Origin of the sequence: Pseudomonas mandelii (assembly GCF_002251635.1) — a bacterium.
Taxonomy (GTDB): Bacteria; Pseudomonadota; Gammaproteobacteria; order Pseudomonadales; family Pseudomonadaceae; genus Aquipseudomonas; species Aquipseudomonas mandelii_B.
Genome location: NZ_NMOJ01000112.1, coordinates 42,135 through 54,854, shown reverse-complemented (window position 1 = coordinate 54,854; position 12,720 = coordinate 42,135). Strand labels below are relative to the sequence as shown.

The 12,720-nt window shown below is 61.2% G+C and carries 11 protein-coding genes; 3 read left to right on the top strand and 8 right to left on the bottom strand.

The features are described 5' to 3' along the window. Positions 1-36 precede the first annotated feature (36 nt). A complete protein-coding gene (yrfG, locus tag B7L09_RS15935) occupies positions 37-699 on the bottom strand; it encodes a GMP/IMP nucleotidase (protein ID WP_094469634.1) in 663 nt (220 codons plus the stop codon). Positions 700-789: 90 nt separating this feature from the next. On the opposite strand from yrfG, the gene nudE reads away from it, so the two are divergent. Both nudE and cysQ read left to right on the top strand, forming a co-directional pair. Further along, positions 790-1,356: an ADP compounds hydrolase NudE gene (gene nudE, locus B7L09_RS15930; protein WP_094469633.1), complete on the top strand. Its 567-nt coding sequence runs from the start codon at positions 790-792 to the stop codon at positions 1,354-1,356. After that, a complete protein-coding gene (gene cysQ / locus B7L09_RS15925; RefSeq protein ID WP_094469632.1) occupies positions 1,353-2,180 on the top strand; it encodes a 3'(2'),5'-bisphosphate nucleotidase CysQ in 828 nt (275 codons plus the stop codon). Before nudE ends, cysQ begins: the two co-directional genes overlap by 4 nt. 157 nt (positions 2,181-2,337) lie before the next feature. Here the strand turns inward: cysQ and B7L09_RS15920 are convergent, their stop codons facing one another. The 7 genes from B7L09_RS15920 to rfbB all read right to left on the bottom strand — a co-directional run bounded on the left by B7L09_RS15920 (position 2,338) and on the right by rfbB (position 9,432). After that, positions 2,338-2,793 (bottom strand): thioesterase domain-containing protein, encoded by a 456-nt coding sequence (locus tag B7L09_RS15920; RefSeq protein WP_094469631.1) that lies wholly within the window; start codon positions 2,791-2,793, stop codon positions 2,338-2,340. A 40-nt stretch (positions 2,794-2,833) separates the two neighbouring features. Continuing rightward, positions 2,834-4,228 carry a sigma-54-dependent transcriptional regulator gene (locus tag B7L09_RS15915; RefSeq protein WP_094469630.1) on the bottom strand — a complete coding sequence of 465 codons (1,395 nt, stop codon included), beginning with the start codon at positions 4,226-4,228 and terminating at the stop codon, positions 2,834-2,836. Continuing rightward, positions 4,225-6,033, bottom strand: coding sequence for a sensor histidine kinase (locus tag B7L09_RS15910; protein WP_094469637.1), 1,809 nt, complete (start codon positions 6,031-6,033; stop codon positions 4,225-4,227). The genes B7L09_RS15915 and B7L09_RS15910 overlap by 4 nt, the downstream gene beginning before the upstream one ends. Before the next feature lie 36 nt (positions 6,034-6,069). Continuing rightward, entirely contained in the window at positions 6,070-6,939 is an 870-nt protein-coding gene (gene rfbD, locus B7L09_RS15905; protein ID WP_094469629.1) for a dTDP-4-dehydrorhamnose reductase, read from the bottom strand. Beyond that, entirely contained in the window at positions 6,936-7,481 is a 546-nt protein-coding gene (rfbC, locus tag B7L09_RS15900) for a dTDP-4-dehydrorhamnose 3,5-epimerase (RefSeq protein WP_094469628.1), read from the bottom strand. The genes rfbD and rfbC overlap by 4 nt, the downstream gene beginning before the upstream one ends. After that, positions 7,478-8,353 carry a glucose-1-phosphate thymidylyltransferase RfbA gene (rfbA, locus tag B7L09_RS15895; RefSeq protein ID WP_094469627.1) on the bottom strand — a complete coding sequence of 292 codons (876 nt, stop codon included), beginning with the start codon at positions 8,351-8,353 and terminating at the stop codon, positions 7,478-7,480. Before rfbA ends, rfbC begins: the two co-directional genes overlap by 4 nt. Further along, the gene (gene rfbB, locus B7L09_RS15890) at positions 8,350-9,432 is read right to left on the bottom strand and encodes a dTDP-glucose 4,6-dehydratase (RefSeq protein WP_094469626.1); all 1,083 of its coding nucleotides are present in this window, start codon (positions 9,430-9,432) and stop codon (positions 8,350-8,352) included. The genes rfbA and rfbB overlap by 4 nt, the downstream gene beginning before the upstream one ends. A 175-nt stretch (positions 9,433-9,607) precedes the next feature. Between rfbB and B7L09_RS15885 the strand changes: the two genes are divergently transcribed. Next, positions 9,608-12,520, top strand: a complete 2,913-nt coding sequence (locus B7L09_RS15885; RefSeq protein WP_094469625.1) for an aminotransferase — start codon at positions 9,608-9,610, stop codon at positions 12,518-12,520. Positions 12,521-12,720: the final 200 nt, after the last annotated feature.

Here is a 12,720-nt window from a genome sequence, read left to right as displayed (position 1 = left end):
GGAGTCGGCCTGAACTGGCGATGAAGGCGCCTCGGTCTAAAGCCCTGCAATCAACTCCCGATAATCCCCCACCGCCGCAAACTCCGCCGTGTCCTTCGGCCCTTTGCGACTGTCCGGCTCACTCACCGCCANCAGNTGCCCCACGCCAAAATCCCGGGCACTGCGCAGGATCGGCAAGGTGTCATCGATAAACAGGCTGCGGGCCGGGTCAAAGTGGATNTCGGCCTGCAACGCCTCCCAGAACTGCGGATTCTCCTTGGGAAAACCGTAGTCATGNGAGCTGATCAACCGCTCGAAATACGGCGCCAGCTCAATGCGTTCCAGTTTCAATGACAGCGAGTCACGATGCGCATTGGTGATCAGGATGACGCGTTTGCCGGCCCGTTTGACCGCTGCCAGAAACGTATCCGCATCCGCGCGCAGGGCGATCAGGTGGGCGGTTTCGAGCTTGAGCTCGCGCACCGGGATCTTCAGCTCCGTGCTCCAGAAATCCAGGCAATACCATTGCAACTGTCCGGCGTTACGCTCGAACAGTGGCTGCAACTCCATCTCGGCCATGGCCCGGGTCACGCCGTGCAGCTCGGCATAGCGCTGGGGCAGGTGCTCCATCCAGAAATGGTTGTCGTAGTGCAGGTCCAGCAGCGTGCCGTCCATATCCAGCAGAACGGTGTCGATGTCGCGCCAGGGCAGCAGGGACATAAAAAACTTCTCCAACGGTAAAAAAGATATCCGAGGTCAACAATCAGGATAGGCCGGGTATAGTAACCCGCTTACGCCAAGGAGCCTTTTATGCGCCAGAAACCCACCGTACTCGCCCGCGAAATAGTCGCCAGTAGCCGTTTGTTCCGCGTGGAGGAAGTGCAACTGCGCTTTTCCAATGGCGTTGAACGAACCTACGAGCGCCTGGTCGGCAAAGGTGCCGGGTANGGCGCGGTGATGATCGTGGCGATGATCGACGNGGATCATGCCGTGCTGGTCGAAGAGTATTGCGGCGGCACCGATGCCTATGAACTTTCGTTGCCCAAAGGCTTGATCGAGCCGGGCGAGGACGTGCTGGCGGCGGCCGAGCGCGAGCTCAAGGAAGAGGCCGGGTATGGCGCGCGGCAGCTGGAGCATCTGACCGAGTTGTCGTTGTCGCCCGGTTACATGAGCCAGAAGATCCAGGTGGTGCTGGCCACTGAACTGTACGAAGAGCGCCTGGAAGGCGATGAGCCTGAGCCGATGCGNGTCGACAAGATCAACCTGCGCGAGCTGTCGGCCCTGGCGCAGAACCCGCGATTCACGGAGGGCCGTGCCTTGGCGGCGCTGTATCTGGCCCGTGATCTGTTGACTCAGCGTGGGGTGTTTGTGCCATGAATTTCCCGCATCCGTTGATGGCGCCGGTGGTGGAACTGGCGTTGAAGGCTGGCGAAGCGATTTTGCCGTTCTGGCGCACGGGGACTGCGGTGACGGCGAAGGCTGACGACTCGCCGGTCACCGCCGCTGACCTGGCGGCTCATCACCTGATTCTGGCGGGCCTTACCGCGCTCGACCCGAGCATTCCGGTGCTGTCCGAAGAAGATGCTGATATCGATCAGAGCGTGCGTGCCGGCTGGCAGCGCTGGTGGTTGGTGGACCCGTTGGATGGCACCAAGGAATTTATTTCCGGCAGCGAAGAGTTCACCGTCAATATTGCGTTGATCGAGCAAGGCCGAGTGGTATTCGGTGTGGTGTCGATGCCGACCAACGGGCGGTTTTATGTCGGCGGTGCCTGTCTGGGCGCGTGGCGCGGTGATAAAGGTGCCGAGGCGTTGCCGATTCAGGTTCGCGAGGTTCCTGCTGCGGGTGAGGCGTTTACCGTCGTCGCCAGCCGCCGGCATTCAAGCCCCGAGCAAGAGCGTTTGCTGGCCGGGTTGAGCGCCAGTCTGGGTGAGTTGCAACTGGCGAACATCGGCAGTTCGTTGAAGTTTTGCCTGCTGGCGGAAGGTGCGGCGGATTGTTATCCACGGTTGGCGCCGACTTCGCAGTGGGACACGGCGGCAGCGCAAGGTGTACTGGAAGGCGCTGGCGGTGAAGTGCTGGATTTGAGCGGTGCGCCGTTTTGTTATCCGGCGCGGGAATCGCTGTTGAATGAGTTTTTCCTGGCGTTGCCGGCGAAGGCCGCGTGGCGAGAGAAGTTACTGGAACTGGCCCGATCCTGAGTTCACCCAAACCTGTGGCGAGGGAGCTTGCTTCGGCTGGGTTGCGAAGCGGCCCCAAAACCTGCAACTCAATTACACCAGGCAAACAGTGGTGACAGGAATGGGAGTGCTGCGCACTCCAACGGGAGCAAGCTCCCTCGCCACAGGTTTTGTGTCTTTACCGGTGGAGGACGTACTGCCCGGTAAACCTCACCGCATCGTCATCGCTATCGGCATTGACGATCCTTGAATGCAACGTCAACCGCGCCCGCCCGTATCGCTCATACGTCGCCAGAAACTTCTTCCACACCACCGCACTCGGTGCCTGGCAAATCGCGATCGCGTCCATGGTCACCGGCAGTGGATAAGTGATGTGCCCTTCGTGAATCACGATGTGCCCGCCTTCAATCCCTTCTTCATGCAAGCGCAAATGCAGCCAGCCCCAGCCTGCCAGCACCGCGCCGCAGTACAGGCTGCCGCCGAACATGGTGCTTTTGTGATTGACGTTGGCCTCTAGCGGCATATGCAGGCGCAGTTGCTGGTCGTGCCAGTCGAGCACTTTGAGGCCCATGTCCCGGGTCAACGGAATATCGCGGTGGAGGACTGATTCCAGGTGACGACTGTCGCGGCTCATTCACGGGTCTCTTTTTTAAAGATGATGATGGGACGGTAGCTCAATCGAGTTCGTCGGTGTGGCTGCTGGCGCCACCGTCGGCGAAGTTCAGGCCGTGCTTGCGCAGTTTGTCGTGCAGAGTCTTGCGCGGAATGCCGAGGGCTTCGGCAAGGCTCCGCACCGAGCTGTGAGGGCGCGCCAGTTCGGCGGCAATCAACGATTTCTCGAAGTTTTCCACTTGCTCGCTCAGGCCGCCGCTGACCACTTCGACCGTCATGCCGGCAGCGCCCTCCGGTGCGTTGTTGTCCAGGGCCAGTTCCAGACCCAGGGCGAAACGTTCGGCTGCGTTTTGCAGTTCCCGCACGTTGCCCGGCCAGGTGTGGCGCAGCAGCAGGGCGCGTTGCCCCGGTTGCAGTTCATGGNGCGGCAGGCCGTGGCGGCTGCTGGCTTCGTCGGCAAAGTGCTGGAACAACATCAGTGCATCTTCACCGCGCTCGCGCAGCGGCGGAATGCGCAGCGGCGCGACGTTGAGGCGGTAATACAAGTCGGCCCGGAAGCGGCCCTGGTCGGCGGCCTGNCGCAGGTCTTCCTTGGTCGCGGCGATGATGCGGATGTCCAGCGGGATCAGTTGATTACCGCCCAAACGCTCGACCACGCGCTCCTGAAGCAAGCGCAGCAATTTGACCTGTACATCCAGGCTCATGCTTTCGATTTCATCGAGGAACAGTGTGCCGCCGTTGGCGAATTCGAACTTGCCGATACGGCGTTTCTGCGCGCCCGTAAAAGCGCCGGGCTCATGGCCGAACAGCTCGCTTTCGACCACTGACTCGGCCAGGGCCCCGGCGTTGATCGCCACAAACGGTCCGCTACGCCGGCTCGACAGGTCGTGCAGCGCGCGGGCCACTACTTCTTTGCCGGCACCGGTTTCGCCAAGAATCAGCACGTCAGCCTTGGTCGCCGCCAATGCACCAATCTGCTCACGCAAGCGCAGCATCGGCGCCGATTGCCCGACCAGTCGGGTGCTCAGTTCATTGCGATCGCTCAGGGCCAGACGCAGGCTGCGGTTATCCAGCACCAGTCGGCGCAGAGCCAATGCGCGGCGCACGCTGTCGAGCAGCGCGTCGCTGGCGAAGGGTTTTTCGAGGAAGTCATATGCCCCGGCGCGCATCGCTTGCACGGCCAGCGGCACATCGCCGTGGCCGGTGATCAGCAATACGGGCAACTCCGGGTCCTGGGCATGCAGTTCGGTCAGCAGTTCAAGGCCGTCCATGCCCGGCATGCGGATATCGCTGACCACCACGCCCGGCCAGTCGCGGGACAGGCGCGCGGNNAGGCCTTTGGCTTCGGCCAGGGGCAGGANCTTCAGGCCCGCCAGGTCCAGNGTCTGGCACAGGGCCTGACGCAGGTGGGGATCGTCGTCGATCAGCACCACCTGAATCTGGTTATCGATACTCATACACTGCGGTCCTCGGACGGTTGCAGACTGACGCCCGGCGAGCCGGCACGCAATTTCAAGGTTAACAGTGCGCCGCCTTCCTTGTGGTTGGCGAACAGCAGTTCACCGCCAAAGGCACGCATCAAGGTGTCACAGATCGCCAGGCCCAACCCCAGGCCCTGGGTGCGGGTCTTGGTGGTGTAGAACGGTTCACTGGCCCGGCCCAGGGCTTCCATGCAAAAGCCCGGGCCATTGTCGCGAATGTACAGGTTGACGCCCTGTTCGGTGGTTTGGGCACTCAACCAGAGTTTGCGCGGCGGGCCTTTTTCGGTCAGGGCGTCAAGGGCGTTGGCCANCAGGTTGCCGAGCACCTGGCGCAGACGGGTTTCCCCGGCCTCGACCCACAACGTGGCCGCCGGCAAATCGCGGATCAGTTCGACTTCCATGCTGCGCCGACGCTTGGCCAGCAACGCCAGGGCGTCATCCAGCGCTGGTTGCAGAGCGACACTTTCCGGCGCATGGCGATCGCGCCGGGCGAAGGCACGCAAATGAGCAATGATCGACGCCATGCGTCCGGTCAGTTCGCTGATCAGTTTGAGGTTGCCCCGTGCGTCGTTGGTGCGTTCATGGTCGAGCAGGATCTCGGCGTTTTCCGCGTAGCTGCGAATCGCCGCGAGGGGCTGATTGANTTCGTGGCTGATGCTCGCCGACATCGTCCCCAGTGCCGACAACTTGCCGGCCTGCACCAGGTCGTCCTGGGCGCGCACCAGTTCCTGCTGGGCATGTTCGCGTTCCAGCACTTCCTGTTTTAGTCGACGGTTGAGGCCTTCGAGGTCGCTGGTCCGTTCGGCGACCCGGCCTTCCAGTTCGCGCCGCGCCTTGGCTTCGAAGGCGATGCGTTCCAGGTAATGCCGACGGCGCTGCATCATCAAGCCCAGCAACAGCATTAGCACCAGTAACGTCGCGCCGCCAATGGCGACGACGGTTCGCACCGGGCGGTCGATCAGGGTGCGTGGGGCGAGGATGCTGACGTTCCAGCCGGTTTCGGCGATCTGCTGGGTTTGGGTCAGCCAGGCGTTGGGGTTGAGCTCCAACGGTTTTGGATCGCGGGTCGGGTACGGCTGGATCGCGGTGATCGCTTTGCTTTCTTCTTCGTTCAACGGCCGGGTTGAGCGGAATCGCCACTCAGGCCGCGACGTGAGGATGACCACGCCGTTATGGTCGGTCANCAGCAGTTGTTCTGGCGTGTTGCCCCACAGGCTTTCGGTGTGGTCCAGGTCAACCTTGACCACCAGCACGCCGATGATTTTNTCGCCGTCGTGNACGGCGGCAGCGAAGAAGTAGCCGCGCTTGGCCGAGGTGGTGCCCAGGCCGAAAAACCGCCCCAGGTGCCCGGCCATGGCTTCGCTGAAATAGGGACGAAACGAGAAGTTGCGGCCGACAAAGCTGTCCTGTTTATCCCAGTTNGAGGCGGCCAGGGTNTTGCCCGTGGTGTCCATCAGGTACATGACTTCGGCGCCGGTCTGGGCGCTGATGTTTTTCAACAGGCGATTGGCATTGCCTTGGGTGACGCTGTCGTCAGGCGCACCGAGCACTGCGCGCAGGGCCGGCAGGTCGCCGAGGATCTGCGGCAACACTTCATAACGGTGCAGCGTACCCAGCAGGTTGGCGACGTAAAGGTCGAGGGTCTGACGGTTCTGCCCGGCCAGCTCGCTACGGTAGTAACGCTCGGCCAGATGCTCCAGCGGCCACAGCAACGGCGCCAGGCACAACGCCAACAACGCGAGGCTGCGCCAGCGGGGTCTTCGNGGAAGGGTCGGAGTCATGAGCATCGGGCGCCTGTGGGTACAGGCGCATTATGCCTAGGCTTGCTCGGCAAGACACTCGCGCAGCGCGGTTTGCCAATCAGGCTGGCTGACGCCCCATTCGCGTTGCAGGCGGCTGCAATCCAGGCGCGAGTTCAGCGGCCGGGCGGCCGGCGTCGGATAGTCGCTGGAGGGGATCGGCAGCAGGTTTGCGCAAGGCTTGCCCTGATCCCGCAGCGCTTCGCCGATGGCTTGGGCGAAACCGAACCAGGAAGTCTCCCCCTGAGCGGTCAGGTGATAAGTGCCCCAGACACCGGCCTGTCCCGCTTGCCAATGTTCGATCAGCGCGAGGGTGCTGGCAGCGATAGTGCCGGCCCAGGTGGGTGCACCGATCTGGTCAGCGACAATGCGCATCTCCGGTTTTTCTTGCAGCAGGCGTTGCATGGTCAGCAGGAAATTACGACCGTGGCTCGAGTAGACCCAACTGGTCCGCAGGATCAGGTGCTGGCCTTGAACTGCGTTGATCGCTTGCTCACCGGCCAGTTTGCTCTTGCCGTAAACGCCGAGCGGGTTAGGCACGTCGGTTTCGTCGTAAGGCTCGGTTTTACTGCCATCGAACACGTAATCGGTGGAGTAGTGAATCAGCGGGATGCCCAGTGCCAATGCTTCTTCGGCCAAAACGCCCGGGCCGGTCGCGTTAATGGCAAACGCCAGTTCCGGCTCGTTTTCAGCTTGATCAACCGCTGTATGAGCGGCTGCGTTGATGATCAGGTCGGGACGAACTCGTTGCACTTGCTGACGAATCTGCAGCGGTTGAGCCAGATCGAGTTGATCACGCCCCAAAACCACCAACTCGCCGACAGCGCCCAAGCGGCGTTGCAATTCACGCGAAACCTGACCGTGCTGACCGCTGATTAGAATCCTCATGGAAACAGATCAGCCTCTTTCAACCTTTTGCCGTTCTGATCCTTGGCCGAAAGCTTGGGCGCTTCATCCAGTTGCCAGTCGATGGCCAGCGTCGGATCGTCCCAGCGAATGCAGCGCTCAGCGGACGGCGCGTAATAGTCCGTAGTCTTGTAGAGAAACTCGGCGAAATCGCTGAGCACCACAAACCCATGGGCAAAACCTTCCGGGACCCATAGTTGGCGACGGTTTTCTGCGGACAGGCGTAAGGCTTCCCACTGACCGAAATTCGGCGAACTGCGACGGATATCCACCGCCACGTCGAGCACTTCACCGACGGTCACCCGCACCAGTTTCCCCTGGGTATTTTCCAGCTGATAGTGCAGGCCGCGCAGCACCCCTTTCTGCGAGCGGGAGTGGTTGTCCTGAACGAATGGTGTGTTCAGGCCTGTCGCTTCTTCAAACAATTTGGCATTGAAGCTTTCGTAGAAAAAGCCGCGCTCGTCACCGAAGACCGTGGGCTCGATGATCAATACGCCGGGAAGAGAGGTTTCAATTACATTCATTGTTCTTCCCCGGCCAGTTTGAAGAGGTACTGGCCATAGCCGGTCTTGCCGAAATAGCTGGCGCGCTCCAACAGTTGTTCGCGGTTGATCCAGCCATTTTCGTAGGCGATTTCTTCGAGGCAGGCGACTTTCAGGCCCTGGCGGTGCTCGATGGTCTGCACGTATTGCGAGGCTTCGAGCAGGCTGTCGTGAGTGCCGGTGTCGAGCCAGGCGAAACCGCGACCGAAGCGCTCGACCTGCAGATCGCCGCGTTGCAGATAGGCATTGTTGACGTCAGTGATCTCCAGCTCGCCGCGTAGTGACGGCTTCACCGCTTTGGCGATCTCGATCACATCGTTGTCGTAGAAATACAGGCCGGTCACGGCATAGCTGGATTTCGGTTTTTTCGGCTTCTCTTCGATCGACAGGGCACGGCCTTCGCTGTCGAAATCAATCACGCCGAAGCGCTCCGGATCCTTGACCCAATAGCCAAACACGGTGGCGCCGGAAGGGCGTATGGCGGCGTTCTTCAACTGGTCACCAAAGTGCTGACCGTGGAAGATGTTATCGCCCAGGATGAGGCATACCGAATCGTCACCGATGAATTCTTCACCAATCAGAAAGGCCTGCGCCAAGCCATCTGGCGAAGGCTGTTCGGCGTAGTTGAAATTGACCCCGAACTGACTGCCGTCACCCAGCAGGTTGCGGTACTGCGGCAGATCCTGAGGCGTGGAGATCAGCAAAATATCTTTGATGCCGGCCAGCATCAGCACCGAGATCGGGTAGTAGATCATCGGTTTGTCGTACACCGGCAACAGCTGTTTGGAGACGCCGAGTGTGATCGGGTGCAGACGCGTTCCCGAGCCTCCGGCCAAAACGATGCCTTTCATCATGCGAGCAGCTCCTTGGTATTGAGGGCGCCCAGGCGTTCGCCCTGATAGCTGCCGTCCTGAACACGACGGCACCACTCCAGGTTATCGAGGTACCACTGAACGGTTTTGCGCAGTCCGGTTTCGAAGGTTTCTTCGGGCACCCAACCCAGTTCGCGCTCGATCTTGCTCGCGTCGATGGCGTAGCGCACGTCGTGGCCCGGACGGTCCTGGACAAAGGTAATGAGGTCGGCGAAGTGCGCCACGCCTTCAGGCTTGTTCGGCGCCAGCTCTTCGAGCAACGCGCAGATGCCACGCACCACGTCGATGTTCTTCTGCTCGTTGTGACCGCCGATGTTGTAGGTTTCGCCGACCACGCCTTCAGTGACCACTTTGAGCAGCGCCCGGGCGTGATCCTCGACAAACAGCCAGTCGCGCACTTGCAGGCCGTTACCGTAAACGGGCAGCGGCTTGCCTGCCAGGGCGTTGAGGATNACCAGCGGAATCAACTTCTCGGGGAAGTGGAACGGGCCGTAGTTGTTCGAGCAATTGGTCAGCAGCACCGGCAGGCCATAGGTNCGCTGCCAGGCGCGGACCAGGTGGTCGGAGGCCGCTTTGCTGGCCGAATACGGCGAGCTTGGCGCGTAAGGAGTGGTTTCGGTGAACAGATCATCGACGCCGTGCAGGTCGCCGTAGACCTCATCCGTGGAGATGTGATGGAAGCGCAAGGCGCTTTTTTCCGGCTCGGCCAGCGCCTGCCAATAGGCGCGCGTGGCTTCCAGCAGGCTGTAGGTGCCGACGATGTTGGTCTGGATAAAGTCCGACGGGCCGTCAATGGAACGGTCGACGTGCGACTCGGCTGCCAGGTGCATGATCGCCTGGGGCTCAAAGCGTGCCAGCACGGCGCTGACGGTGGCCTGGTCGATGATATCGGCTTGCACGAACTCATAGCGGCTGTTGGACGCGATGCTGGTCAGCGACTCCAGGTTGCCGGCATAGGTGAGTTTGTCCAGGTTGAGCACTTCGTGCTCGGTGTGTTGAATCAGGTGGCGAATCAGTGCAGAACCGATAAACCCGGCACCGCCGGTGATGAGAATACGCATGTTGGCCAGCCTTTTTCTGTAAGACGATAAAGCGAATGAGCACAGCTTGTCGGCAGGAGCAGGGCGGTGCAAGAGGGTTGTTGGTCGTATTTGGCATTTGCCGCGCCGTCGGGGGTTGATTATCGACCGATGCAGTGGCGATATAAGCGCCTAATAAAATTTCAGGGGTCGTTGTATGCCGCTCGCCACGTTGATTCACCGCGCCAGTTTGCCCAGCCCGCAAGTGTCTGCGGAGCAAGCGCTCGAGCTACTGGAGGGACATTACGGGCTGAGTGGAAGGTTGCACACCTTGGGCAGCCAGCAGGACCTCAACTTTCGGGTCGACAGCGATCAAGGGCGTTTCGTCCTGAAAATCTGCCGTGGCGATTATTCGGCGCTGGAGCTGCAAGCCCAACATGCCGGACTCAAGCAGTTGGGTGAACACTCCGGCGTGCATGTGCCGCGAGTGATCCCTGCCAAAAACGGAGCTGATCTGCTTACCCTGGAAGTTGGTGGTCAGGCCGTGCATGTGCGCCTGCTCGATTACATCGAAGGCCAGTCGCTGACGCACCTTAATCATTTGCCCGGCCCGGTGGTGGCCGGTTTCGGTCGGCTCTGCGGCGAAATGGACCTGGCACTGGCCGCTTTCGAGCATCCGGGCCTTGAGCGCACGCTGCAGTGGGACGCCCGCCACGCCAGCGCGCTGATCGGCCATTTGCTGCCGGTAATCAAGGATGACGCCCAACGCCGGTTGATCGCCGACGCGGCGGAACGGGCCGAGCATCATTTGCTGCCGCTGGTGGACAAGCTGCCGGTGCAGGCGATTCACATGGACATCACCGACGACAACGTGGTCTGGCAGCGGGACTCGCAACGCCAGTGGCAGTTGCAGGGCGTGATTGATTTCGGCGACCTGATCCGTACCTGGCGCATTACCGATCTGTCGGTCACCTGCGCGGCGTTGCTGCATCACGCCGGTGGCGATCCTTTCTACATTTTGCCGGCGGTCCGGGCGTATCACGCCGTCAATCCGCTCACTCATGAAGAACTGCTGGCGCTGTGGCCGCTGATCGTCGCGCGCGCGGCGGTGCTGGTGCTCAGTGGCGAACAGCAAGTCAGCATTGATCCGGGCAATGATTACAGCCGCGACAACCTGACCCACGAGTGGGAAATCTTCCGCGTGGCCACGTCGCTGCCGCTGGAATTAATGGAAGCGGCGATTCTGACGTCGGTCGGCCAGACGCTGCCAAACATTGGCAGCGAAGGTTTCGCACCGTTGCTGCCGAGCCTGGTGGGGCGTGAATTTGCCTTGATCGATCTGGGCGTGCTGAGCCCGCATTTTGAGGCGGGCAACTGGGAACAGGAGGGGATTGATCAGCGTTTGTTGACTGAAGCTGCTGCGACTCACGGATTGGCAGCCAGTCGCTATGGTCAATATCGTTTGTCCCGCACCCAACCGGACAGCGCCGCAGAGCCCGACACTTGCCCGTTGCACGTGGAGTTGCGCGTGCCGCACGGCACGGCGGTCGAATCGCCATTTGCCGGCGTGGTGCATCAACCGGCGGCGGGTGTGCTGCAACTGGACGGCCCGCAACTGAGCGTGCGGTTGTGGGGCGTGACGCCGTCGCTGCACACCGGTGCGGCGTTGGTCAAAGGTCAGGTGTTGGGCGCGGTCAGCGGGCCGTTGATTGTGCAGTTGTGCCGAGGCGCTTCGTTCGATGCGCCGTTGTTTTGCACGCCGTCCCGCGCACCGGCCTGGCAAGCGTTGTGCCCGTCACCGGCGGCGCTGCTGGGGCTGGCTTGCGATGCTGAAGCCGAGCTCGATTCGCAGACNTTGCTGGCTCGACGTGACGCCAGTTTCGCCCGCTCGCAGAAGCACTATTACGTTGACCCGCCGCGCATCGAACGTGGCTGGCGCAACCATCTGATCGACATGCAGGGCCGCTCTTACCTGGACATGCTCAACAACGTCGCGGTGTTGGGCCATGGCCACCCGCGCATGGCGGCGGAGGCGGCGCGGCAATGGTCATTGCTCAACACCAACTCGCGTTTCCACTATGCGGCGATTGCCGAGTTTTCCGAACGGTTGCTGGCGTTGGCGCCGGAGGGCATGGACCGGGTGTTTCTGGTCAACAGCGGCACCGAGGCCAATGACCTGGCGATACGCCTGGCCTGGGCCTACAGCGGCGGGCGCGACATGCTCAGCGTGCTGGAGGCCTACCACGGTTGGACCGTGGGCGCGGACGCGGTCTCGACGTCGATTGCCGACAACCCGAAAGCCTTGAGCAGCCGTCCCGATTGGGTGCATCCGGTGAGCGCGCCGAATACCTATCGCGGCGAATTCCGTGGTCCGGGCAGCGCGCCGGACTACGTGCGCAGCGTCGAACACAACCTGGCAAAAATCGCTGAGCAGAAACGCCCGTTGGCCGGTTTCATCTGCGAACCGGTGTACGGCAATGCCGGCGGGATCTCGCTGCCACCGGGTTATCTGAAACAGGTGTACGCGTTGGTGCGTGCCCAAGGCGGCGTGTGCATCGCCGATGAAGTGCAGGTGGGCTACGGCCGCATGGGGCATTTCTTCTGGGGCTTTGAAGAGCAAGGCGTGGTGCCGGATATCATCACCATGGCCAAGGGCATGGGGAACGGCCAGCCGCTGGGCGCGGTGATTACCCGGCGGGACATCGCCGAGGCGCTGGAGGCCGAGGGTTACTTCTTCTCGTCGGCCGGTGGCAGCCCAGTCAGTTGCCAGATCGGCATGGCGGTGCTGGATGTGATGGAGGAAGAAAAGCTCTGGGAAAACGCTCAGGTGGTGGGCGGGTATTTCAAGGAGCGACTTGAGGCGCTGATCGATATTCATCCGCTGGTAGGCGCGGTGCATGGTTCCGGCTTCTATCTGGGTGTCGAGCTGATCCGCAACCGCGAGACCCTGGAACCGGCGACCGAAGAAACCACGGCACTGTGTGACCGGTTGCGGGAGTTGGGGATTTTCATGCAGCCGACGGGGGATTATCTGAACGTGCTCAAGATCAAACCGCCGATGGTGACCTCGCGCCGGAGTGTGGATTTCTTTGTCGACATGCTTTCGAAGGTGTTGGATGAAGGGTTGTAAGGCTTGAGATCGCCTTCGCGGGCAAGCCACGCTCCCACAGGTCCGCGTCATACTCAGGGTTCGCGTACGACAAGAAACCTGTGGGAGCGGGCTTGCCCGCGAAGGCGGCATCAGAAATGCCGACAAAACATCGATTGTTATCGGGTTTAAGTGCGTAAAAATAGACGGATGGAAGACTGATTGCTTTTAAAGCCGATATT